Consider the following 20,590-nt stretch of genomic DNA (forward strand, 5'->3'; position numbering starts at 1 on the left):
AAGCGCAAGCGTGCCCACCATCGCGAGCACGGTGCTAAATGGTGGGCACGCTTCGCTCTGCCCACCCTACGCACTGAGTTTGCCGCTACTTCCCCGCAAACCGCTTGGTAAACATCTCGACATTGACGAGGCCGCGGGCGTGGCGGCCGTCGCCGATCTTGCGCTCGCCCTCAAAGGCTTCGACCTCGAAGCGGATCACGCGGCGCTCCACCGCGACGACTTTAGCCGTGGTCCGCACCGTTGCGCCAACCAGCGACGCGCCGAGATGGCGGATATCAACCTCGGTGCCAACGGTGATCCAGGCGGGCTGAAGATGGCCCCTGATGGCATCGCTGGATGCCATCTCCATTTCCAGGATCATCATCGGCGTCGCATAGACCATCGGCATGTCAGGTACAAAGTGCCCGACCGTGCGCTCGGCCGGCACGACCAGCGTCCGCTCCGCACTCATGCCGATCTTGATGAATTCGCGTGCGTCCATGGATCCTTCCACAAATGCAGTGTCGTCCCGGCCTTGAGCCGGGACCCATAACCACAAATCGCCATTGTTGCAGCTAGCTGGAGCTCCAGCCCAGCGTAACAACTAACATCGGTGGTTATGGGTCCCTGCGCCCGTGCGCAATTGCGCACTAGGCAGGGACGACGATGGAGGCTACTTCTTCGCCGCAGCCGCCCGCTCCACAAACGTCTTGCCGCCCTTCATCTTGTGGGCCAGCGGCGCTTCGTTGATCTGGATCACCACCGCATCGGCATCGACGCCGAGGTTCTTCACCAGCGCCTGCGTGATGTCGCGCATCATGCCGGCCTTCTGTTCGTCGGTGCGGCCGGCGGCCATGCTCACGGTAATCTCAGGCATTCTCGTCTCCTCGTTGCTTTTCTTCTCGCGATAGCCGAGCCCTTCCCGACCGTCCGCGATCCTCCCCATCAAACAAGACGTGGATGCCCGGCACAAGGCCGGGCACGACGCCTGGAATGAATAGCTATCCCCACTTCACGTCATGGCGCGCCAGCACTTCGCGCACGGCATCGACGAGCTTGCCTTGGTCGACCTCGTATTGGGCCTCGGCCTGTTTCTTCAAATACTCTTCGCGGTCCTTGATCTCGGTAAGGCCCGCACCAAGGATGAGATCCTTGATCTGGATCTTGCCGTTCGCCCTTTCGTCCGACCCCTGGACGATCGCGCAGGGCGCGTTTCGCCTGTCGGCATATTTCATTTGCTGACCAATGCTGTGTTTTGGATTTCCGAGATACAGCTCGGCGCGGATATTCGCGTTGCGAAGAGCAGCGACCATCTTTTGATAGTCAGCGATTTCTCCTCCGAACACCGTGACGACTACCGGGCCAAATGCCGGCTTCGTGTCGACCTTTCCGAGCATGGTCAGCGCGGCCTGCAGGCGCGACACGCCGATCGAAAATCCCGTTGCCGGCACCGGCTCGCCGCGGAAGCGCGAGACGAGGCCGTCATAGCGACCGCCGCCGCCGACGGAGCCGAAGCGTACGGGGCGGCCTTTCTCGTCCTTGGTTTCGAGCGTGAGTTCGACCTCGTAGACGGGGCCGGTGTAATATTCGAGGCCGCGGACGACGGAAGGATCGATGACGATTCGGCTCTCGTCATACCCTGCCGCCGCAACAAGCTCTTTAATCATTGTAAGTTCGGCAACACCCTCTTTCCCTAAAGCGTTGTCTTCAACGACGGTTTCGAAATTCGCAATCGTCACCGCGTTCGAACCCACATCGCTTTTCGATCCGGACTGGCCCTTGTAACCTGTGAAATTGATCACGCGCGATATTGCGCGGTCACTCAATCCTGCCCCTTTGGTGAAGTCGCCTTTTCCTTCTTCTCCGCCATCCCATCTGCCTGGACCAAGTAACTTTTCGATTTCCTCGACTGGAAACTTATCGAGCTTATCAATCGCTCTTAGGACGGTCAGCCGTATGCCTGCATGCTCCTCACCACCCAGCCCGATGCTCTCCATCACCCCATCGAGCACCTTGCGGTTATTTACCTTCACCAGATAACTGCCGCGGGGAATGCCGAGCGCTTCCATCGTGTCCGCCGCCATCATGCACATCTCGGCGTCGGCCGCAGGCGAAGCCGAGCCCACTGTGTCGGCGTCGAACTGCATGAACTGGCGGAAACGGCCGGGGCCGGGCTTCTCGTTGCGGTAGACGTAGCCGGCACGGTAACTGCGATACGGTTTTGGCAGCGCGTCGAAATTTTCCGCGACGTAACGCGCCAGCGGCGCGGTCAGGTCGTAGCGCAGCGAGATCCACTGCTCGTCGTCGTCCTGGAACGAGAACACGCCCTCGTTCGGCCGGTCCTGGTCGGGCAGGAACTTGCCGAGCGCGTCGGTGAACTCCATCGCCGGGGTTTCGACCGGCTCGAATCCATAACGCTCGTAGACTTCGCGGATTTTCTCGACCATCTGGCGCGTGGCGGCAATCGCCGCCGGGCCACGATCTTCCAGTCCGCGCGGCAGGCGGGCGCGGAGCTTCTGGGGTTTTTTGGGTTTTTCAGCCATGGGCGGCGTTGGTACCAGCATGTGCCTGACGGGGAAAGCCGCTTTTGGCACCGCCACCGGCAAAACCAGGGGGATCCCACGCACTTAACCCACCGGGCGGGCTTTGACCAGAACGTCCTGTTTGGCCTTGGGCCTGCCTTAAGGGGATTCCATCCGCGCGCGAAGCGCGTCGGCGTCGGCCTTCGGCATTGCTTTCAGCAGCGGCTTGATGGTCTCGCCACCGACGATCTTGCCGTTCCGCATGAACATCCAGTCCGAGATGTCGGCCTCCTTGAACTCGACCACGTCGCCTGCCTTCTTGCCGGGCAGATCGCGCGGTGCGTTGGCGAACCTTCCCGAATAGCGGCCGTCCGCGATCTTCTTCACCTCGGCGATCCAGATGTGCTCGCCATTGTTCCTCGGATTCGGAAAACGCGCCTTCAGGGAGTGACCGGTCTCCGACGGTTTAGGCGCGTCGTAGGAGGCCCAGAACGTCGGCAGCGTGGCCCGCCCCTTTGCGATCGCGGCATTCATCTCCGCGTTGCCGGAACTGAGGTCGATCACCGGGGAACGGTCCTGGGCCATGACGGCGCCTGTCGGGGAGCCGAAAGCCGCGAGGGCCGCCGCAACGGCAGCCGCCACGACGCATTTGGAGCATATTGAGAGAGCTGAGGTCATTGTCACCATTTCACGCACCGAATTCTATCCGCAATCCGGGAGTTGGTCGCACAAAGCCGCAGAAGAGTTCACGATCCAGGAACCACACTTTGCGCGCCGAATTATTTGTAGGTCTCCAAAGGAGAGATCTATGAAGAAGCTTATCACCCTCACCGCTCTTACGCTCCTGTGCGGCTCGGCATTTGCCCAGAACACCGGCCCCGCTCCGCAGACCGGCATGGAGAAGCCCGGAACGACGAACGGCGCCAAGCCAGATGGTTCGATGGACACCACCGGCATGAGCGCAACCAAGGGCAATATCAAAAGGGACAAGGACGGGGCACCGGCCCCGAAGGACGAGAAGAAGTAAGCCGTTCGCTAACGCGGCGAGCGCATCAAGCTATACGTCGATGAGAATTTAGATGCATTAAGGCGTCAAGCTTCACAGGTTCGCCGGTATCTTGCCAGAACAGTTTTTGACTGAGGCTGCCCGCCACTATGAGGCGGTGGTGGCCGCCGACCAGTGTACCGTCCTTCGTTGCCTTGGCGATGATCTCGCCGTCCTCGTTCACGATGTTTCTCATGTGCCCTCCGTGTTGCTCTTGTCCGCCTCGTTTCCTGAGCGCTCCAAGATCGTGGCCATGATGGCTTCGCATTTCGCCTGAAAACCAGCTCGCTCCCGATCAGGTTGTGCAGCCTGGCGTCGCGGATGCTGCTGCCGGCCGGGAATGCTTCGTCAATCTTCGGCATCACCAACGCGGCTCCGACCAGCCGAGTTCCTCTATCCAGTTCAACAACCCTGACCGACGACGAAGCCCTGACCCCGCGCCTCACCGTGATCGGCGGGGTTGAACCGTGCGGCCGGAGCCGAACCCGATCCGCGGAGACAGACCCCTCACCCGTCGCCTCACTGCGTGAGGCGCCACCCTAACAGCGAGCTTCGCTCGTCTCGATCCCACAACAAGGGGAGAGGAAAGAGAGATCCGTCGAGGGAACAAGCCGGGCCTCAGGCCGCCGCGGCCTTATCCTTGGGCTGCACTTCGGCGGTGTAGTCCGCCATCAACTGCTCGGAGATCTTGCCGGGCGTGAACTTCCAATCCGCAATCTCCGACACCGGGGTTACTTCCGCCGCGGTGCCGGTGATGAAGCACTCGGTGAAGCCATCGAGTTCCTCCGGCATGATGCGGCGCTCGATCACCTCGATGCCGCGGCGCCTGGCGAGGTCGATAGCGGTGGCGCGGGTGATGCCGGCGAGGAAGCAGTCGGCGGTCGGCGTGTGGATCTTGCCGTCCTGGATGAAGAAGATGTTGGCGCCGGTGCATTCGGCGACGCGGCCCTGCCAGTCCAGCATCATGGCGTCGGCATAGCCTGCGCGCTCCGCCTTGTGCTTGCTGATGGTGCAGATCATGTAGAGACCGGACGCCTTGGCCATCGCCGGAATCGTTGCCGGATCGGGCCGGCGGTATTCGGCCATGCCGATCCGGATGCCCTTCAGCTTCTCGGCGGGATCGAAATAGCTCGGCCAGTCCCAGGCGGCGATGGCGAGATGGATGGTGTTGGTCGGCGCCGACACGCCCATCATCTCCGAGCCGCGCCAGGCGATCGGGCGGAGATAGGCATCCGGCAGGCTGTTCTTGTCGATCACGAGTTGTTTTGCGGCGTCGATCTCGGCCACCGAATACGGAATCTCGAAATCGAGGATGTTGGCCGAGTTCTTCAGCCGCTCGGAATGCGCGGTGCTCTTGAAGACCCTGCCGCCATAGGCGCGCTCGCCCTCGAACACGCAGCTCGCATAATGCAGGCCATGGGTGAGAATGTGCACGTTGGCGTCGGCCCACGGCACCAGCTTCCCATCGTACCAGATGACGCCGTCGATCTTGTCGAACGAAACTCCCATGGTCTCTCTCCCGGATAGACACTGCTTCGATTGGCCGCGCATCAGCCCTCGCGCGGCTCAACGAGACGCGCGCACCCAGCGCTCAAGTGATCTGTCTACGGAGGCGGCGGGATAATTCCGCCGCCGGTCACAGGACCTTTCTGATCCAGTCGTGCGGGTCTTCAGCGCGACCGTACTGGATGTCGACCAGCTTGTTGCGCAGGCCCATGGCGACCGGGCCGGCCGCGCCGCCAGAGATCAGAAACTCGCCGCCCGCGGAGCACACCTTGCCGATCGGCGAGATGACGGCCGCCGTGCCGCAGGCAAAGGCCTCTTTCAGCTTTCCGCTGGCGGCATCCGCGCGCCACTGATCGATCGTGTAGGCCTCCTCGCGCACGCGGGTGCCGGAATCCTTTGCGAGCGCGATGATCGAATCGCGGGTGATGCCCGGCAGGATCGTGCCGAGCGGCGGCGTCAGCAGCGAACCGTCGTCGAACACGAAGAAGACGTTCATGCCGCCGAGTTCCTCGATGTAGCGGCGCTCGACCGCATCGAGGAAAACCACCTGATCGCAGCCGTGCTCGATGGCCTCGGCCTGCGCGCGCAGGCTCGCCGCATAATTGCCGCCGCACTTGACGGCGCCGGTGCCGCCGATCGCGGCGCGCGTGTAGTTCTCCGACACCCAGATCGACACCGGCGCAGGTCCGCCCTTGAAATAGGAGCCGACCGGCGAAGCGATGACGGCGAAGATGTATTCCGCTGACGGCTTCACGCCGAGGAAGACCTCGCTCGCGATCATGAAGGGGCGCAAGTAGAGACTGCCCTCGCCGCCCGGGATCCAGGCGCTGTCGATGCGCACGAGCTGCTCGACCGCCTCGATGAACACGTCCTCGGGCAGCGGCGCCATGGCCATACGCTCCGCCGAGTTCCTGAAGCGCCGGGCGTTAGCGTCGGGGCGGAACAGGTTCACGCCGTTGTCGCGCTTGTATGCCTTGAGGCCTTCGAAAATCTCCTGCGCGTAATGCAGCACGGCGGCAGCCGGATCGAGCGGGAAATTCGCGCGGGATTCGACCCGCGCGCCATGCCAGCCCTGCGCCTGATTGTAGCGAACGATCGCCATGTGATCGGTGAAAATCCGGCCGAAGCCCGGGTCGGCGAGCTTTGCCGTGCGCTCGTTCTCGGGAGTCGGATTCGCCGCATGCTGGATTTCGAATTTCAAACTCATTCCCTTGCTTCCTGCCCTTGCTTCCCGCTGTCGGTATCGGCGCGATCTCTGGCGCCGGCCGGCCGCTTCCGGCCTGCTGGCTTATTAGGTCCGGACTTCACCACCACCAGCCTTGCAGCCGGTCTCCATCGCCGTCATGTCGGTTGAGGACATGCTTTTGCGGAATGCCGAAGTCCAGTATGTTTGCCGAAATGCCGCTCGACAATCGCACGGTAGTTCATTTGCGGCCGTTGCCGCCATTGCTGGCTTTTTCCGGCTGCCTGACACGTCACCAGGTTCGAAACGACTTAAAGTTTCGTCGTGGCTGGCAGTTTTGTAACATTGAACCCAAGATATGTCAACATGACTGACATAAATTTCTCAAGGGGCCCGGCCGACCCCGATTCGCAGGGAGCCGCCGGCACGTCCCCTGCTCCGCGGGCCGGTGAAATGCGCTGGGACATCATCGAACTGTTGTTCTTCGCCTACCGCGACTTCGTGGGCGACGCCGACCATGAACTCGAGGCTTTCGGGTTCGGCCGCGCCCACCACCGGGTGATGCATTTCGTCTACCGCTATCCCGGCCTCAAGGTCGCCGACCTGCTGGACGTATTGCGGATCACCAAGCAGTCGCTTGGCCGGGTGCTCAAGCAATTGCTGGACGAGGGCTACATCGTTCAGAAGACCGGCAATAACGACCGCCGGCAGCGCCTTCTTTACGCCACCCCCAAGGGCGAAGCCTTGGTGGCAAAGCTTGCGGGGCTGCAGACCGACCGCATCACCCGCGCGCTCCGGGACATCAATCCCGAAGGCGTCGCTGTTATCAGCCAGTTCCTGCGCGCGATGATCGATCGCGACGACCCCGACAAGGTGTTAGAGGCGATCTTCGGGACCGGCAGCAAGAAGCCAAGGGAGTGATCGTGGCGCAAGGAGCAACCATCGCTACAGCCACCGCGCGTGCAACGCAGCAAATGGCCGACGACGCCCCGCATCTGCTGCTGGTCGACGACGACCGCCGTATCCGCGATCTTTTGTCGCGGTTTCTGTCCGGCGAGGGTTATCGCGTCACGACCGCGTCGAGCGCGAACGACGCCCGCGCCAAACTGCTCGGCCTGCATTTCGATCTGTTGATCCTCGACGTCATGATGCCCGGCGAAACCGGCTTCGATCTGGCGCGGTTCATTCGCGCCTCGTCCTCGGTGCCGATTATCATGCTGACGGCGCGCCATGAGGCGGAGGCGCGGATCGAGGGCCTCCAGATCGGCGCCGACGATTACGTCGCCAAGCCGTTCGAGCCGCGCGAACTGGTCTTGCGGATCGGCAATATCCTCAAGCGCTCCGCGCCGCCGCCGGTGGAAGCGCTGGAGCAGATCGCGTTCGGCCCTTACGTCTATCATCTCGACCGCGGCGAACTGCGCCAGGGCGAGGAGATCATCCACCTGACCGACCGCGAGCGCGAAATGCTGCGCATTCTGGCCGCCAGCCCCGGCGAAACCGTGCCGCGCGCGGCGCTGACCGGTGGCGGCACGGTGAACGAGCGCGCGGTCGACGTGCAGATCAACCGCCTGCGGCGCAAGATCGAGCGCGATCCCGCCAATCCGCTGTTCCTGCAGGCGGTGCGCGGCATCGGCTATCGCCTGGTCGCGTCGCCCTGAGCCGATATTCATGAGTACGCTCGACACCGGCCTGACGTTCATCCGCAACGCGTCGCAACGCGTCTCCAGGGCCAATGGCTGGATGGGGAACGCGTTCAAGAGCTGGATGCCGACCGGCCTCTATGCCCGCGCGCTCCTGATCATGATCGTGCCGATGGTGATCCTGCAGACGGTCGTGGCGTTCGTGTTCATGGAGCGGCACTGGAATACGGTGACGCGGCGCCTGTCGGCATCCGTGGTGCGGGACATTGCCAGCCTGATCGACGTCTACAAGTTCTATCCGCAGGACAAGGAGCGCGCGCAATTGCGCCTCGTCGGGCAGCGGCTGCAGCTCGTGGTCGATTTTCTCCCGGTCGGCGACATGCCGCAGCCGGGGCCGAAGCCGTTCTTCTCGCTGCTCGACCAGACCCTGTCGTCGCAGATCGGCCGCCAGATCCGCCGCCCGTTCTGGATCGATACCGTCGGCAGGTCCAATCTGGTTGAAATACGCATCCAGCTCGATGACGCCGTGATGCGCGTGTTCGCGGAGCGAAGCGCGGCCTACGCCTCGAATTCGGAGATCTTCATCTTCTGGATGCTGGGCACCTCCTCGATCCTTCTGATCGTCGCGGTATTGTTCCTGCGCAACCAGATCAGGCCGATCCTGCGGCTGGCCGAGGCCGCCGAAAGCTTCGGCAAAGGGCGCGAGGCGCCAGACTTCCGTCCCCGCGGCGCACGGGAAGTGCGGCAGGCGGCGCAGGCGTTCCTGGAAATGAAGGCGCGCGTCGAGCGCTCGATCGAGCAGCGCACCGCGATGCTGGCCGGCGTCAGCCACGATCTGCGCACCATCCTGACTCGCTTCAAGCTCGAACTCGCATTGATCGGCGACAGCCCCGAAGTCGACGGCATGCGCAAGGATGTCGACGAAATGGCCGGCATGCTGGAGGCCTATCTCTCCTTTGCGCGCGGCGACAGCGGCGAGATCGCGCAGCCGACCGACATGGCGAAGGCGCTGGAAGAGTTGCGCAGCGACGCCGAGCGCAACGGCCATATCGCGACGGTGACGTTCCACGGCCTGCCCGTGGTGACGGTGAAGCCAGCCTCGTTCAAGCGCTGCATCGCCAACCTCGTCTCCAACGCGGCCCGCCACGCCAAGACGGTCGCCATCACCGGCCATCGCGATCACCGCTATCTGACGGTGACGGTCGACGACGACGGCCCGGGCATTCCCGCCAATATGCGCGAGGAAGTGTTCAAGCCGTTCCTGCGGCTCGACGATGCCCGCAACCAGGACGAAGGCGGCACGGGCTTAGGCCTCGCCATCGCCCGCGACATCGCCCGCTCGCATGGCGGCGACATCACGCTCGGCGACAGCCCGATGGGCGGATTGAGGGCGGCAGTAAGGGTGCCGGTGTAGGTCCACGAAGCTGCGTAGCCCGGATGGAGCGAAGCGCAATCCGGGACAGCTCGCCCGCGCACAAAGAATCCCGGGTTTCGCTTCGCTCCATCCGAGCTACGAACTGTCGTCCCTGCGTTCGCAGGGACCCATAACCACAGGGCTTGGTTGTTAAACAAAAGCCATCGAACAGCGGCTCTCAAAATTTACGGCACGGCGTATGGGTCCCTGCGTTCGCAGGGACGACAATTCACCGCTGCAGATTCTGCGGCCTCGCTACTTCCCCGGCTGCTTCGGGATCATGGACTTCAGCTTTTCCATGTCCTTGATGTTCATCTTCATGCCGCCGGGCATCATGATGTCGCCGGGCTTCTGATCGGCCTTGCAGGCGCCGACCCATTTGGCCTCTATCGTGCTGTTGCTATCGCGCGCCGCCCCACCGGCCGGGCCCCCCTCGCTGCGCGAGGTCGTTTTCACGGTGTAGGCGGAGTTGAAGTCGCCGGTGATCTCGGCCTTTGATTTGATCGACATGCCGGCGATGCCGCAAACGGAATCGGTGACATAGCCGGTCGCCGTCTTCTGAATGTCCTGCTTGGAGCAGATCTCCTTGGCCACGGGGGACATTGCGGTGGCCATGTCCTTGTCCGTGGTCTCGTCCGTGCATTGCTGCATGGTCATCTCGGGCACTGTCCCGCCGCTCAGCACCTTCATCTCCCATAGTCCGGCCTTGCGCACCGGCAACTCCACGGCGATCGCGCCACTCACCGGCAACAGGACAAGCAGTCCAACGGCCGAACAAGACACAAGAAGCAGTCGTCTCATGCGTGTGCTCCCCCTCAATCCTTCCACGATATTGTGCGCACGCGAAGTGAACGCTTCGCGTGGCAAAAACATGTCCGGCCGGAAAAGCAGGTAGCGCGGGCGCTCAGTTCAGTAGAGCGTGCGCAGCGGCCGCTCGGCGGCGCCATAGGGCACCCAGCGGCAGGCAAAGGAAACGTAGCCGCCGTAATAGGGCTGCACGCCGAGGAATTTCACCACCTTGCCGTAGCGGGCGCAGTGATCGACGGCGAGCTGGCGGGCATCGGTCTGCGTCGCCAGCGGATAGGCAATGATGCCGCCGGTGTCGTTGCCCTTGAACGATGGCACCCAGTCCGCCTGCGCCGGCGCGCCCGCCAGCATTCCGCCCATGACTACCAGGCACAAGGCAACCAGGCACGCGGCCAGAATTCTTCGCATCGCAGACTCCATTTCGCTCGAAGCCCACCATAGTGTGCGCCGATGGCCGTGAAAAGAATGGTTGCAGCACGAGGCGGACTTGGCCGTCAGGTGTTGCCGCGCTGCACTTGACCTCGTCATGGCTTCGCGGCACCGTCTCGGGCGTTGGTTTACCGGCGGATTCCCCATGCGCAACCTGTTCACATCCTTGAGAGCACTCGGCCCCATCACGGCGGCGGTCGCCCTGCTGGTCTCCAGCCATGCCGCCCAGGCCGCCAACCCGCTGGAGCTGAATTTCGGGCTGTTCGGTCCCCGCTATGACGGCCGCGTCGCCGAATGCGAGCGGGCGCTGACGACGATCACGTCGCAATTCCAGGCGAAAGAGAGCAAGTTCTGGAATTCGTCGCTGACGATCACTTCTTACGGCCGGATCCACGAAACCGCGTTTCGGCCTTGGCAGTCCGACAACATTCCGCGCCGCTACTGCAGCGGAGACGTGATGCTGAGCGACGGCAAGATGCGCACCGTGCACTACTCGATCATCGAGGATGGCGGCTTTGCCGGCTTCGGACAGGGCGTCGAATGGTGCGTGACCGGCCTTGACCGCAACTGGGCGTATAGCCCCGGCTGCCGGGCCGCCCGGCCCTGATTCCTTGATCCGTGGCGATAGGACAGCCCCCGCGGCTGCCGTTCGCGACTACCTAATTTTGTTCTTGAAATGTTCCGGTTCCCTGCTAGGCTCCCGGTAGTCGAGTAGAGGGGCGTTCGATGCACCGATCCACCGTTATTTCGCGGCTTCTGATTTCGCTGGCGCTTGTTGTCGTCTCCGCCCGGATGGCGTTCGCGCAGGACCGCCGGCAGAACGCCCCGGGCGAGTTCGATTTTTATGTCCTGGCCCTTTCGTGGTCGCCCTCGTTCTGCGAGGCGGCGGCCGAGCGCGGCAATAGCGGGCGCTCACAGGTCCAGTGCGAACGGCCCTATTCGTTCGTGGTTCACGGCCTGTGGCCGCAATATGAGCGCGGCTTTCCCGAATATTGCCAGCGGCCCTCGCCGCGGCTTGATCGCAACATCATGACCTCGATGTTGGACCTGATGCCGGCGCCCGGCCTGATCTTCAATGAGTGGGACAAGCACGGCACCTGTTCGGGCCTTGGCGCGCGGGCCTATTTCGAGAGCGTCCGCAAGGCGCGCGCGGCGGTGAAGATCCCCGAGGAATTCCTGCAATTGTCGGAGCAGAAAACCATTGCTCCAGGCGATCTCGAGGCGGCCTTCATCAAGATCAATCCGGGCCTGAGCAGTTCGGCGATTTCGGTGACCTGCTCGAGCCGGCGACTCAGCGAGGTGCGGGTCTGCCTGAGCAAGGACATGCAATTCCGCGCCTGCGAAGAAATCGACCGCCGCGCCTGCCGCCGCGACGAAGTGGTGATGCCCCCGGTGCGGGGCGGCTGAAGATCCTCTTCCGCCATGCCAAGGAAATACACCAAGGCATGGCGGCCCGTCCTGCGCAGACAGCCCAGGGTTGTCTGTGTTCCCGGTCATCCACGGCCTTATTGTCGTCTGCACGGCACGTGGATGGCCGGGATCCCCCCACGCAAGAGCTGCATCAGGCACGAATATCCACGCTGGTGTGATCGGCGAAGCTCAGTCGTGCCGATCCATTGAAAACAAGGGAATCGTTCGAGCCCTTGAAGTTTACAGTGGTCCTGCCGTACTGCTGGGTGACGATAACATCATTCAGCGAATAACCGCTGATCGAGAGATCGACGCTGTCGCTGCCGTTGTCGACCCGAACGACATCGTGGCCATCACCCTTGGCAAAATTGATCGTGGAATTATCTCCCGTTACCCAGATGTGATCGTTACCGGCGCCGCCCGTCACCGTCGACGATTCGCCGACCTGGATCGTATCATTGCCAGCGCCACCATCGACGACGGAATAATCATTGGTCCGCACATAGTCATCGCCGTCGCCGGCCGACACGGTTGCATGTGAGTAGGTGGTGACGGTGTCGTTGCCAGTACCGGCGTCGACAACCGCATTGTCATAGGCGTCGATCCGATCATTACCCGCGCCGCCGCTCAGGTTGGCCTGATCGTAGGCGTTGAGGCTGTCATTGCCGTCACCGCCGCGCAAGGTAGACTGATGACCGGCGCTGAGAATGTCGTCACCCGAGCCTCCATCAAGCGTGGCGTTGTGGTAGGCGCTAAGCTTGTCGTTGCCCGCACCGCCATCGAGGCTTGAATAGGCATAGGCGCTGAGAACGTCGTCGCCAGCGCCGCCGTCAAGGGTGGAATTGTCGCCGGCGTTGAGCATGTCGTTGCCCGCACCGCCACTGAGGCTTGAGTTGGCATTGGCGCTGAGAACGTCGTCGCCGGCGCCGCCATCAAGGGTGGAATTGGCGTCGGTCTCGATCCTGTCGTTTCCATCTCCACCTGAAACGCTGGAATAATCGTAGGTGCTGATATGATCATCGCCGTCACCGCCTGTGACCGTTGCATGCGCGTACGTACTGATCCGATCATTGCCGGCGCCGCCATCCACGGTCGAATGACGATAGGTGCTGACGACATCGTCACCCTCGCCAGCGACGATATTGGCGTGGGCATAGGTATCGATCACATCGTTGCCCGCGCCGGCATCGATCGTGGCGTTGTTGGCCTGAACCTTGATGCTGTCGTTACCGGCTCCGCTAATAATCTGGAACAGATCGATGCCGCCCGACAACCCGTCGTTGGTACCACTGGTGCGAAAGGCATTGACCTGTGCCTGAAGCTGATCGACGACGGATTGTTCTGCCGACGCCCGCGCCAGCAACAGCTTGGCGCGGTACGAGATGCTGACCGTTGTGGCCGATGCACCGGCCGCCGAGGACGAAGTCCCGCCTAGCGTACTTGCCGTGCCGTCCTTGGTGCCTGCATCCGCAGTACCGGCCTGCGAAATCGACCAAGTAGTGTACGATGAATAGGCAGCGGCAATCACACTCATGAGGCACTTCCTTCTTTCCAGGAGTATTGGAATACACATACATCCTTAAATAGAAAGTTAGCGGATGGGCTGCATTTGCAGCAATCTGCTATGCGATGGTTTTGGCCGTTTCCATGGATAGCCGGCTAAATCACCTCGCGATGAAACGGACGCCCCGCCAACGCGAGACGTCATCCGACGCTCGCGTCGTCGACGATATGGGTTACTTTCCGCGCCCCGATGTCGTAACCCCTCCTCCATGAACTACCGACACGCCTTTCACGCCGGCGGCTTTGCCGATGTCATCAAGCACATCGTGCTGGTGCGCGTGCTGACCTATCTGCAGGAAAAGCAGGCCCCGTTTCGCGTCATCGACACCCATGCCGGCGCCGGGCGCTACGATCTCACGGGCGAGGAGGCGCGCCGCAGCGGCGAATGGCTGACCGGCATTGCGCGGGTGATGCAGGCGCGCTTTTCGGAAAACGCGCTGCCGCTGGTGACCCCCTATCTCGATATCGTCAGGGCATTCAACGCGCCGGGCAAGCTTGAGGCCTATCCCGGATCGCCCCTGATCGCCCGCGCGCTGCTGCGGCCGCAGGACCGTCTCACGGCCTGCGAAATCGAGTCTGGCGCGCGCAGGCAACTGATCGATGCGCTGCGCCGCGACAGCCAGGCGCGGGTAGTCGATCTCGACGGCTGGACAGCGCTGCCGGCCTTTGTGCCGCCCAACGAGCGGCGCGGTCTGGTGCTGATCGATCCCTCGTTCGAGCAAAAGGACGAATTCGAGCGGCTGGCCGACGGACTGGCCGAGGCCTACGCGAAATGGCCGACCGGCAGCTATCTGATCTGGTATCCGGTGAAGAGCCGGCGCGCCACCGACACCCTGGCACGCCTTGTCGCGGCCGCTGCCGCCGCCAGCAAGCCGGCCGGGAAATGTCTGCGGCTCGAATTTTCCGTTGCGCCGCAGGCGGCGGCCGGCCCCCTCGCCTCCACCGGCCTCCTGATCGTCAATCCGCCGTGGACGCTGGCGGGCGAATTGAAGACAATTCTCCCCGAACTCGAAAAGCCGCTCGGTCAGGGCGGAGCCGGCCGTTTCAGGCTCGAGACGCCTAAGCCCTGAAGGGGTACTACCTCTGAAAAGTGCGATTGGACCGTAGGCAATTTACGCGAAACCGTACTATGCTCAGGCCATTGGGACTGGCTTTACGTTCCGCTTCCGCGAATGGTTGCGGCGGAGTGATCAAGGCCGAATAAAATCCAGGTTGGTCGGCGGCTTGAATCCGATCGGCTCAGGTGGCCAAGCTTCCGGCAGCGAATGTCCGGTCAGCCGATGCGCGAGGTGCGCGTAGCGGCGGAGCAATACGGGGGAGGAGTTTCCCGATGGCCATGACTGGAATAGTCAAGTTCTTCAACGGAGAACGCGGCTACGGCTTCATCAAGCCCGATGATGGCGGCCGCGATGTGTTCGTGCACATCACCGCCGTCGAGCGGGCCGGATTGAAGGATTTGACAGAAGGACAGCGCATTACGTTCGAGGTCGAACCGGACAAGAAGGGCAAGGGCCCCAAGGCAGTCAACCTGGTGATTTCATCGTAAGCTGACGCTCGCGTTGACGCGGACTGAATTTTTGGCTGTGAGGATTTTGCGCTGGGCACGGCATCGCCGCCCAGAGCGTTTAAGCGCGCGGCACCCACGCGCGTAACCTTGGCCCGAAGGCAAAAAAATCCCGGCGACTTACTGCCGCCGGGAGGTGATAGCCGATAGTCTCTTTGTTCTTAGAAGCGATAGTTCAAGCCGGCCCGGATCAGGCCGAACCGGTAGCCGTTCGACGCGCCTGTAATGACGAAGTTGCTGTTGGCCAGATCGACATAGAGATATTCGACCTTGGCGCTCCAGTTCGGGGCGAAGGCCATTTCGGCGCCGGCGCCAAGCGTCCAGCCCGCATTGGTATGGGATTCCGACAGGCCGAAGGTTGTGGCGCGCAGCTCGCCGAAAGCGAGACCGCCCGTGCCGAAGAACAGGACATTGTTGAGCGCGAAACCGGCGCGGCCGCGAACCGTGCCGAACCAGGGGTTGGAAAATTTCCACGGTGCGAAGGTTTCTTCGGCGCCAGTCGCCTGGATGTCGCCTTCGACACCGAACACCCAGGCGCCGTTCTGCCAATTGTAGCCGGCCTGGACACCACCCACGAAACCGGACGGCTTGGTCGGATTGTTTGCGACCGAACCCCAGGCATAGCCGAGGTTGACGCCGAGATAGGGACCGGCCCAGCTATCGGGACGGAGCAGCGACTGCTTGATAGTATTGGGGGCGCCGTAGAGGTCGGCCGCCCGCGCGGACGTGGCCCAGCCTGCAGCGATCAGCGCCAGCGCGCCCCACACAAACCTGCCCATCACACAACTCCACGCAACTGCCGCGACCACGCCGGGCGAGAGGCCGGCCTGGTTACGGAACTCCACTTTTTTCCAGTAAGATTTATCGAGAGTTTTAAGTTAAAGGGTTGTTAAGCCGGGTTACCGCCCGCTCATCATTCTTAAGGATGCGTTACCGGCGCCTTTCCCCGGCAAGGCGCGCCGTGAGTGCTGGCGATGCAGCCCTGCAGCGCTTAATTTAGGCCCATGGATCACGATTCTACCGACCACCCGGAGCCCCCGCGCAAGGCGCGGCGGAGTTCCCAGCCGGATATGCCGCCGCAGGACCTGATCGCCGCCGACGTCGATCCCGCGACATCCGCCGCCGAGGAGGACGACGAGGCTCGCCTGCCGGAAGCCCCCGAGGAACCTGCCGAGGCGATTGCCGAGGGCCCGCTGGCGGTCGGCCACACGGCCATCGAAAACGCGGTGCGGCTGGCGCCGACCTCTCCCGGCGTCTACCGCATGCTCAATGCCGGAAGCGACGTGCTGTATGTCGGCAAGGCGAAAAACGTCCGCAAGCGGCTCTCCTCCTACGCCCGCGTCAACGCCCCGATGCCGGCGCGCATCCTGCGCATGATCGCCGCGACCGTGACGGTCGAGATCGTCTCCACCACGACCGAGACCGAAGCGCTGCTGCTGGAAGCCAACCTGATCAAGCAGCTGCGGCCGCGCTTCAACGTGCAACTGCGCGACGACAAATCATTTCCCTACATCCTGATATCAGGCGACCATTGGGCGCCACAGATCCTCAAACATCGCGGCGCGCAATCCAGGCCCGGCCGGTATTTCGGGCCGTTCGCATCCGCCGGCGCTGTCAACCGCACCATCACAGCGCTGCAGCGCGCGTTCCTGATCCGCTCCTGCACTGACGGCTTTTTCGAAAGCCGCACCCGGCCCTGCCTGCTCTATCAGATCCGCCGCTGCTCGGGCCCTTGCACGCGCGAGGTCGACTTCTCCGGCTATAGCGAACTGGTGCGCGAGGCGACCGATTTCCTGTCCGGCCGCAGCCACGCCGTGAAGAAACTCCTCGCCACCGAGATGGAGAAGGCGTCCACTGAACTCGAATTCGAGACCGCGGCGCTGTATCGTGATCGCCTCGCCGCGCTGTCGGCGATCCAGTCGCAGCAGGGCATCAATCCGCGTACCGTGGAAGAAGCCGACGTGTTCGCCATCCATCAGGAGGGCGGCTATTCCTGCGTCGAAGTGTTCTTCTTCCGCACCGGCCAGAACTGGGGCAACCGCGCTTATTTCCCGCGCGCGGAGAAGTCGTTCACGCCGGAGGAAGTGCTGGCCTCGTTCCTCGCGCAGTTCTACGACGACAAGCCGCCGCCGAGACTCATCCTGCTGTCGCATGAGATTGAGGAAAGCGCGCTGCTGGCCGATGCGCTCTCGGTCAAGGCCGGCTTCAAGGTGGAAGTCTCGACGCCGAAGCGCGGCGAAAAGAAAGAGCTGATCGCGCACGCGCTGACCAATGCGCGCGAGGCGCTCGGCCGCAAGCTGAGCGACACCGCAACCCAGAGCCGCCTGCTGCAGGGCATGGCGGCCACGCTCGCACTGCCGCAGGTGCCGAAGCGCATCGAGGTCTACGACAACAGCCACATCCAGGGCACCAACGCGGTCGGCGCGATGATCGTGGCGGGGCCGGATGGCTTTATCAAAAACCAGTACCGCAAGTTCAACATCAAGTCCGAGGGACTGACGCCCGGCGACGACTACGCGATGATGCGCGAGGTGCTGGAACGGCGCTTCAAGCGGCTGTTGAAGCCGCCGGAGGGCGACGCCGTCAAGGCGAAGGCCGACGATGATTCGTTTCCGCAATGGCCCGACCTCGTCATCATCGACGGCGGCCGCGGCCAACTCAATGCCGTCCGGGAGATTTTCGAGGGTCTGGGATTGACCCAGGTCTCCCTGATGGCCGTGGCAAAAGGCCCGGACCGCGATGCCGGGCGGGAGACCCTGTTCATGCCGGACCGCGAAGCGATCAAGCTCGAGCCGCGCGATCCGGTGTTGTATTTCATCCAGCGGCTGCGCGACGAGGCGCATCGCTTCGTGATCGGCTCGCACCGCAAACTACGGAAAAAGGACATCAGGGAAGCCGGCCTGCAGGAAATCCCGGGCATCGGCCCGTCACGCAAACGTGCCTTGCTGCATCACTTCGGAACGCTGAAGGAGATCGAACGGGCCTCGATCGCGGACCTCGGTAAGGTTCCAGGCGTTAGCGCAGAAAGCGCTCGCAAGATTTTCGAGTTTTTCCATGCGCAACCGAGTTAAGGGGACTTCTAGTCGACAGGGATGTCATTTGGGCGTCGCCTGCGACAGATGATCTAGTTCCACACGGTTGACCTTCACGTTCCAGCGGTATTGGTAAGACGGATGAACATCGCAACAACCAGGGGACAGGCCAAAACCCTGTCCCTGCCGAATATCCTGACCTACGCCCGCATTGCCGCCATTCCGGTGGTGGTCGGCTGCGTTTTCGCCCAATCCATCCTGGACGGCCCGCTGTGGCTGCGCTGGGTGGCGCTGGCCGTCTTTATCGCTGCCGCGGTGACCGACTACCTCGATGGCTACTATGCGCGAATGTGGGATCAGCAATCCGCTTTTGGCCGGATGCTGGACCCGATCGCCGACAAGCTGCTGGTGGCGTCCTGCCTCCTGATGCTGGCAGCCGATAGCAGCATCCATGGCTGGACGCTGTGGGCTGCCATCGTGATCCTGTGCCGCGAAATCCTGGTCTCCGGCTTGAGGGAATATCTGGCGGCGTTGCGGGTCAGCGTGCCCGTGACCAAGCTCGCAAAATGGAAGACTACGATCCAGCTCGTCGCGATCGGCTTCCTGATCGCAGGCGAGGCCGGCGAGCAGATTCTGCCCCAGACCACCCTGATCGGCATCGCCCTGCTGTGGGTGTCGGCGATCTTCACCATCTACACCGGCTGGGACTATTTCCGCGCCGGCATCCATCACCTCATCAAGGAGGATGAGGGATGAAGGTCAAATATTTCGCCTGGGTACGCGAGCGGGTCGGCATGGCGGAGGAAACCGTCGAGCCGCCGGCCGACGTGCGTACGGTGAACGACCTGATCGGCTGGCTGTCGAGCCGGGGCGAGGCTTATGCCTACGCCTTCGAAAAGCCGAAGGTGATCCGCGCCGCGATCGACCACGCCCACGTCAAGCCGGACGCCGTGATATCAGGCGCGCGCGAGATTGCATTCTTCCCGCCGATGACCGGCGGTTGAGCTCATCCATGTCTGTCACGGCGACCATTCGCATCCAGGAAGCGGATTTCGACGTCGCGCAGGAGATCGCGGCACTCACCAAGGGCCGCACCGATGTGGGCGCCGTCGTCTCGTTCAGCGGCATCTGCCGCGGCAGCGAGAACGGCGAGCCGATCGCCGCGCTGACGCTCGAGCATTATCCCGGCATGGCCGAGGCCGAGATCGCCCGCCACGCCGAGGGGGCGTTGTCGCGCTGGCCGTTGCAGGGGCTCACCATCATTCACCGGTTCGGCCGCATCGCGCCGGGCGAGAACATCGTGCTGGTGGTGACGGCGTCGCCGCATCGCCAGGCAGCCTTCGAAGCGGCGGAATTCCTGATGGACTATCTGAAGACCAACGCGCCGTTCTGGAAGCGCGAAGAAAGCGGAAAAGGCACCAGTTGGGTCGAGGCGCGCGACCATGATGATGCCGCCGCCGCGCGCTGGACCAAGCCCTGATGGCCAAACGCGCAAAACCGGCAGCGAAGCGCGGCGCCAGCCCGTCGAAACTCCCCAAGGTCAGTGCAGGCGAATTGCTGACCCTGCTCGATTTCGTCCGCTACGCCGTCAGCCGCTTCACCGAGGCCGGGCTGGTCTTTGCCCATGGCACCACCGATCCGGTTGCCGAGGCCGCCTTCCTGGTCTGCGAGGCGCTGCATCTGCACCCTGACCAGTTCGAGGCGTTCGCCACCGCGCGCGTAACCGCCGCCGAAGGCAAGAAGATCCTCGATCTGATCGGACGGCGCGTCACGACGCGAAAACCCACAGCCTATCTCGTCAACAAGATCTACATGCGCGGCCTGCCATTCTATGTCGACGAGCGCACCATTGTGCCGCGCTCGTTCATCGGCGAATTGCTGGAGCAGCATTTCGGCGGCGACGGCGATGAGGAGGCCGGCTCGCTGATCTCGGACCCGGGCGTGGTCGAAAGCGTGCTCGACCTCTGCACCGGCTCGGGCTGCCTTGCCATTCTGGCCAGCCGGAATTTTCCGAATGCCGAAATCGACGCGGTGGATATTTCAAAGGACGCACTGGAAGTCGCCGCGCGCAATGTCCGGGATTACGGGCTGGAGAACAGGCTCACGCTGTACCGCGGCGATCTGTTCAAGCCGCTGAACGGCAAGCGCTACGACCTCATCATTTCCAATCCGCCCTATGTCGATGCGGAAGGCATGGCCGGCCTGCCGCGCGAGTGCCGCGCCGAGCCGAAACTCGCCTTCGACGGCGGCCCGGACGGGATCGACATCGTCCGCCGCATCCTGGACGAAGCAGAAGCGCACCTGACGCCGCAGGGCGGGCTGTTATGCGAGATCGGCCGCTGCCGCCCGCAACTGGAAGCCGCCTATCCGCAACTGCCGCTGCTCTGGCTCGATACCGCGGATTCCGAGGGCGAAGTGTTCTGGATCGCTGCGGCAGATCTTTGATCCGGCATATTTGCGCGGAAATATCACGACGTGCTGGCGTTCCCGTTCCGC

24 protein-coding genes are annotated in these 20,590 nt (G+C 62.9%); 13 read left to right on the forward strand and 11 right to left on the reverse strand.

What is annotated here, in order from left to right:
- Positions 1–85: 85 nt before the first annotated feature.
- The 4 genes from IVB05_RS36565 to IVB05_RS36580 all read right to left on the reverse strand — a co-directional run bounded on the left by IVB05_RS36565 (position 86) and on the right by IVB05_RS36580 (position 3,179).
- Positions 86–481, reverse strand: a complete 396-nt coding sequence (locus tag IVB05_RS36565; RefSeq protein ID WP_247780958.1) for a hotdog domain-containing protein — start codon at positions 479–481, stop codon at positions 86–88.
- A gap of 171 nt (positions 482–652) precedes the next feature.
- Positions 653–856, reverse strand: coding sequence for a tautomerase family protein (locus IVB05_RS36570; RefSeq protein WP_025590867.1), 204 nt, complete (start codon positions 854–856; stop codon positions 653–655).
- A 124-nt stretch (positions 857–980) separates the two neighbouring features.
- Positions 981–2,522, reverse strand: coding sequence for a histidine--tRNA ligase (hisS, locus tag IVB05_RS36575; protein WP_247780959.1), 1,542 nt, complete (start codon positions 2,520–2,522; stop codon positions 981–983).
- A gap of 138 nt (positions 2,523–2,660) precedes the next feature.
- On the reverse strand, positions 2,661–3,179 hold the full coding sequence (locus IVB05_RS36580) for a DUF2314 domain-containing protein (RefSeq protein ID WP_247780960.1): 519 nt from the start codon (positions 3,177–3,179) through the stop codon (positions 2,661–2,663).
- Between the two features lie 130 nt (positions 3,180–3,309).
- On the opposite strand from IVB05_RS36580, the gene IVB05_RS36585 reads away from it, so the two are divergent.
- The gene (locus IVB05_RS36585) at positions 3,310–3,528 is read left to right on the forward strand and encodes a hypothetical protein (RefSeq protein ID WP_247780961.1); all 219 of its coding nucleotides are present in this window, start codon (positions 3,310–3,312) and stop codon (positions 3,526–3,528) included.
- Positions 3,529–3,553: 25 nt separating this feature from the next.
- Here IVB05_RS36585 and IVB05_RS36590 read toward each other — a convergent pair whose 3' ends face one another.
- The 3 genes from IVB05_RS36590 to IVB05_RS36600 all read right to left on the reverse strand — a co-directional run bounded on the left by IVB05_RS36590 (position 3,554) and on the right by IVB05_RS36600 (position 6,259).
- Complete coding sequence (locus IVB05_RS36590) at positions 3,554–3,742, reverse strand: hypothetical protein (protein WP_247780962.1); 189 nt, start codon at positions 3,740–3,742, stop codon at positions 3,554–3,556.
- A gap of 422 nt (positions 3,743–4,164) precedes the next feature.
- The gene (locus IVB05_RS36595) at positions 4,165–5,055 is read right to left on the reverse strand and encodes a branched-chain amino acid aminotransferase (RefSeq protein WP_247780963.1); all 891 of its coding nucleotides are present in this window, start codon (positions 5,053–5,055) and stop codon (positions 4,165–4,167) included.
- Between the two features lie 127 nt (positions 5,056–5,182).
- Complete coding sequence (locus IVB05_RS36600; protein ID WP_247780964.1) at positions 5,183–6,259, reverse strand: branched-chain amino acid aminotransferase; 1,077 nt, start codon at positions 6,257–6,259, stop codon at positions 5,183–5,185.
- Positions 6,260–6,601: 342 nt separating this feature from the next.
- Here IVB05_RS36600 and IVB05_RS36605 point away from each other — a divergent pair, with 342 nt between their 5' ends.
- Genes IVB05_RS36605 through IVB05_RS36615 form a run of 3 tightly spaced genes read left to right on the forward strand, consistent with a single transcriptional unit; the run spans position 6,602 to position 9,289 of the window.
- Entirely contained in the window at positions 6,602–7,156 is a 555-nt protein-coding gene (locus tag IVB05_RS36605; RefSeq protein WP_247780965.1) for a MarR family transcriptional regulator, read from the forward strand.
- A 53-nt stretch (positions 7,157–7,209) separates the two neighbouring features.
- On the forward strand, positions 7,210–7,893 hold the full coding sequence (locus IVB05_RS36610; protein WP_247787268.1) for a response regulator transcription factor: 684 nt from the start codon (positions 7,210–7,212) through the stop codon (positions 7,891–7,893).
- Positions 7,894–7,903: 10 nt separating this feature from the next.
- A complete protein-coding gene (locus IVB05_RS36615) occupies positions 7,904–9,289 on the forward strand; it encodes an ATP-binding protein (protein WP_247780966.1) in 1,386 nt (461 codons plus the stop codon).
- Between the two features lie 255 nt (positions 9,290–9,544).
- Here IVB05_RS36615 and IVB05_RS36620 read toward each other — a convergent pair whose 3' ends face one another.
- Together IVB05_RS36620 and IVB05_RS36625 are read right to left on the reverse strand one after the other, a co-directional pair.
- Positions 9,545–10,090 (reverse strand): DUF3617 family protein, encoded by a 546-nt coding sequence (locus tag IVB05_RS36620; protein ID WP_247780967.1) that lies wholly within the window; start codon positions 10,088–10,090, stop codon positions 9,545–9,547.
- A gap of 108 nt (positions 10,091–10,198) precedes the next feature.
- A complete protein-coding gene (locus tag IVB05_RS36625; protein WP_247780968.1) occupies positions 10,199–10,504 on the reverse strand; it encodes a hypothetical protein in 306 nt (101 codons plus the stop codon).
- 166 nt (positions 10,505–10,670) lie between these two features.
- On the opposite strand from IVB05_RS36625, the gene IVB05_RS36630 reads away from it, so the two are divergent.
- On the forward strand, positions 10,671–11,132 hold the full coding sequence (locus tag IVB05_RS36630) for a hypothetical protein (RefSeq protein ID WP_247780969.1): 462 nt from the start codon (positions 10,671–10,673) through the stop codon (positions 11,130–11,132).
- Between the two features lie 119 nt (positions 11,133–11,251).
- Positions 11,252–11,932, forward strand: coding sequence for a ribonuclease T2 (locus tag IVB05_RS36635; RefSeq protein ID WP_247780970.1), 681 nt, complete (start codon positions 11,252–11,254; stop codon positions 11,930–11,932).
- A gap of 154 nt (positions 11,933–12,086) precedes the next feature.
- On the opposite strand, the gene IVB05_RS36640 is transcribed toward IVB05_RS36635, so the two are convergent.
- On the reverse strand, positions 12,087–13,469 hold the full coding sequence (locus IVB05_RS36640) for a calcium-binding protein (RefSeq protein WP_247780971.1): 1,383 nt from the start codon (positions 13,467–13,469) through the stop codon (positions 12,087–12,089).
- 238 nt (positions 13,470–13,707) lie between these two features.
- Between IVB05_RS36640 and rlmJ the strand changes: the two genes are divergently transcribed.
- On the forward strand, positions 13,708–14,568 hold the full coding sequence (rlmJ, locus tag IVB05_RS36645) for a 23S rRNA (adenine(2030)-N(6))-methyltransferase RlmJ (protein WP_247780972.1): 861 nt from the start codon (positions 13,708–13,710) through the stop codon (positions 14,566–14,568).
- Positions 14,569–14,828: 260 nt separating this feature from the next.
- Positions 14,829–15,044, forward strand: a complete 216-nt coding sequence (locus IVB05_RS36650; RefSeq protein WP_108522052.1) for a cold-shock protein — start codon at positions 14,829–14,831, stop codon at positions 15,042–15,044.
- A gap of 179 nt (positions 15,045–15,223) precedes the next feature.
- Here IVB05_RS36650 and IVB05_RS36655 read toward each other — a convergent pair whose 3' ends face one another.
- Complete coding sequence (locus tag IVB05_RS36655) at positions 15,224–15,841, reverse strand: outer membrane protein (protein WP_247787270.1); 618 nt, start codon at positions 15,839–15,841, stop codon at positions 15,224–15,226.
- 225 nt (positions 15,842–16,066) lie between these two features.
- Between IVB05_RS36655 and uvrC the strand changes: the two genes are divergently transcribed.
- From uvrC to prmB, 5 genes are all read left to right on the forward strand, one after another.
- Entirely contained in the window at positions 16,067–18,133 is a 2,067-nt protein-coding gene (gene uvrC / locus IVB05_RS36660; RefSeq protein ID WP_247780973.1) for an excinuclease ABC subunit UvrC, read from the forward strand.
- Between the two features lie 102 nt (positions 18,134–18,235).
- The gene (pgsA, locus tag IVB05_RS36665) at positions 18,236–18,850 is read left to right on the forward strand and encodes a CDP-diacylglycerol--glycerol-3-phosphate 3-phosphatidyltransferase (RefSeq protein WP_247780974.1); all 615 of its coding nucleotides are present in this window, start codon (positions 18,236–18,238) and stop codon (positions 18,848–18,850) included.
- A complete protein-coding gene (gene moaD, locus IVB05_RS36670; RefSeq protein ID WP_247780975.1) occupies positions 18,847–19,098 on the forward strand; it encodes a molybdopterin converting factor subunit 1 in 252 nt (83 codons plus the stop codon). The genes pgsA and moaD overlap by 4 nt, the downstream gene beginning before the upstream one ends.
- Positions 19,099–19,106: 8 nt before the next feature.
- On the forward strand, positions 19,107–19,574 hold the full coding sequence (locus IVB05_RS36675) for a molybdenum cofactor biosynthesis protein MoaE (RefSeq protein WP_247780976.1): 468 nt from the start codon (positions 19,107–19,109) through the stop codon (positions 19,572–19,574).
- Positions 19,574–20,539, forward strand: coding sequence for a 50S ribosomal protein L3 N(5)-glutamine methyltransferase (gene prmB / locus IVB05_RS36680; protein WP_247780977.1), 966 nt, complete (start codon positions 19,574–19,576; stop codon positions 20,537–20,539). Before IVB05_RS36675 ends, prmB begins: the two co-directional genes overlap by 1 nt.
- The last annotated feature ends 51 nt before the right edge of the window (positions 20,540–20,590 follow it).

Source organism: Bradyrhizobium sp. 170 (genome assembly GCF_023101085.1).
Taxonomy (GTDB): domain Bacteria; phylum Pseudomonadota; class Alphaproteobacteria; order Rhizobiales; family Xanthobacteraceae; genus Bradyrhizobium.

Excerpts from the sequence above, each read along its gene's own strand:
- IVB05_RS36580 (WP_247780960.1), bottom strand. The coding sequence starts at position 3,179 with ATGACCTCAGCTCTCTCAATATGCTCCAAATGCGTCGTGGCGGCTGCC.
- IVB05_RS36635 (WP_247780970.1), top strand. The coding sequence starts at position 11,252 with ATGCACCGATCCACCGTTATTTCGCGGCTTCTGATTTCGCTGGCGCTT.
- IVB05_RS36620 (WP_247780967.1), bottom strand. The coding sequence starts at position 10,090 with ATGAGACGACTGCTTCTTGTGTCTTGTTCGGCCGTTGGACTGCTTGTC.
- hisS (WP_247780959.1), bottom strand. The coding sequence starts at position 2,522 with ATGGCTGAAAAACCCAAAAAACCCCAGAAGCTCCGCGCCCGCCTGCCG.
- IVB05_RS36650 (WP_108522052.1), top strand. The coding sequence starts at position 14,829 with ATGGCCATGACTGGAATAGTCAAGTTCTTCAACGGAGAACGCGGCTAC.
- IVB05_RS36610 (WP_247787268.1), top strand. The coding sequence starts at position 7,210 with ATGGCCGACGACGCCCCGCATCTGCTGCTGGTCGACGACGACCGCCGT.
- moaD (WP_247780975.1), top strand. The coding sequence starts at position 18,847 with ATGAAGGTCAAATATTTCGCCTGGGTACGCGAGCGGGTCGGCATGGCG.
- prmB (WP_247780977.1), top strand. The coding sequence starts at position 19,574 with ATGGCCAAACGCGCAAAACCGGCAGCGAAGCGCGGCGCCAGCCCGTCG.
- IVB05_RS36675 (WP_247780976.1), top strand. The coding sequence starts at position 19,107 with ATGTCTGTCACGGCGACCATTCGCATCCAGGAAGCGGATTTCGACGTC.
- IVB05_RS36615 (WP_247780966.1), top strand. The coding sequence starts at position 7,904 with ATGAGTACGCTCGACACCGGCCTGACGTTCATCCGCAACGCGTCGCAA.
- IVB05_RS36565 (WP_247780958.1), bottom strand. The coding sequence starts at position 481 with ATGGACGCACGCGAATTCATCAAGATCGGCATGAGTGCGGAGCGGACG.
- IVB05_RS36595 (WP_247780963.1), bottom strand. The coding sequence starts at position 5,055 with ATGGGAGTTTCGTTCGACAAGATCGACGGCGTCATCTGGTACGATGGG.
- IVB05_RS36640 (WP_247780971.1), bottom strand. The coding sequence starts at position 13,469 with ATGAGTGTGATTGCCGCTGCCTATTCATCGTACACTACTTGGTCGATT.
- IVB05_RS36625 (WP_247780968.1), bottom strand. The coding sequence starts at position 10,504 with ATGCGAAGAATTCTGGCCGCGTGCCTGGTTGCCTTGTGCCTGGTAGTC.
- IVB05_RS36570 (WP_025590867.1), bottom strand. The coding sequence starts at position 856 with ATGCCTGAGATTACCGTGAGCATGGCCGCCGGCCGCACCGACGAACAG.
- pgsA (WP_247780974.1), top strand. The coding sequence starts at position 18,236 with ATGAACATCGCAACAACCAGGGGACAGGCCAAAACCCTGTCCCTGCCG.
- IVB05_RS36630 (WP_247780969.1), top strand. The coding sequence starts at position 10,671 with ATGCGCAACCTGTTCACATCCTTGAGAGCACTCGGCCCCATCACGGCG.
- IVB05_RS36655 (WP_247787270.1), bottom strand. The coding sequence starts at position 15,841 with ATGGGCAGGTTTGTGTGGGGCGCGCTGGCGCTGATCGCTGCAGGCTGG.
- IVB05_RS36585 (WP_247780961.1), top strand. The coding sequence starts at position 3,310 with ATGAAGAAGCTTATCACCCTCACCGCTCTTACGCTCCTGTGCGGCTCG.
- rlmJ (WP_247780972.1), top strand. The coding sequence starts at position 13,708 with ATGAACTACCGACACGCCTTTCACGCCGGCGGCTTTGCCGATGTCATC.
- IVB05_RS36605 (WP_247780965.1), top strand. The coding sequence starts at position 6,602 with ATGACTGACATAAATTTCTCAAGGGGCCCGGCCGACCCCGATTCGCAG.
- IVB05_RS36600 (WP_247780964.1), bottom strand. The coding sequence starts at position 6,259 with ATGAGTTTGAAATTCGAAATCCAGCATGCGGCGAATCCGACTCCCGAG.
- uvrC (WP_247780973.1), top strand. The coding sequence starts at position 16,067 with ATGGATCACGATTCTACCGACCACCCGGAGCCCCCGCGCAAGGCGCGG.
- IVB05_RS36590 (WP_247780962.1), bottom strand. The coding sequence starts at position 3,742 with ATGAGAAACATCGTGAACGAGGACGGCGAGATCATCGCCAAGGCAACG.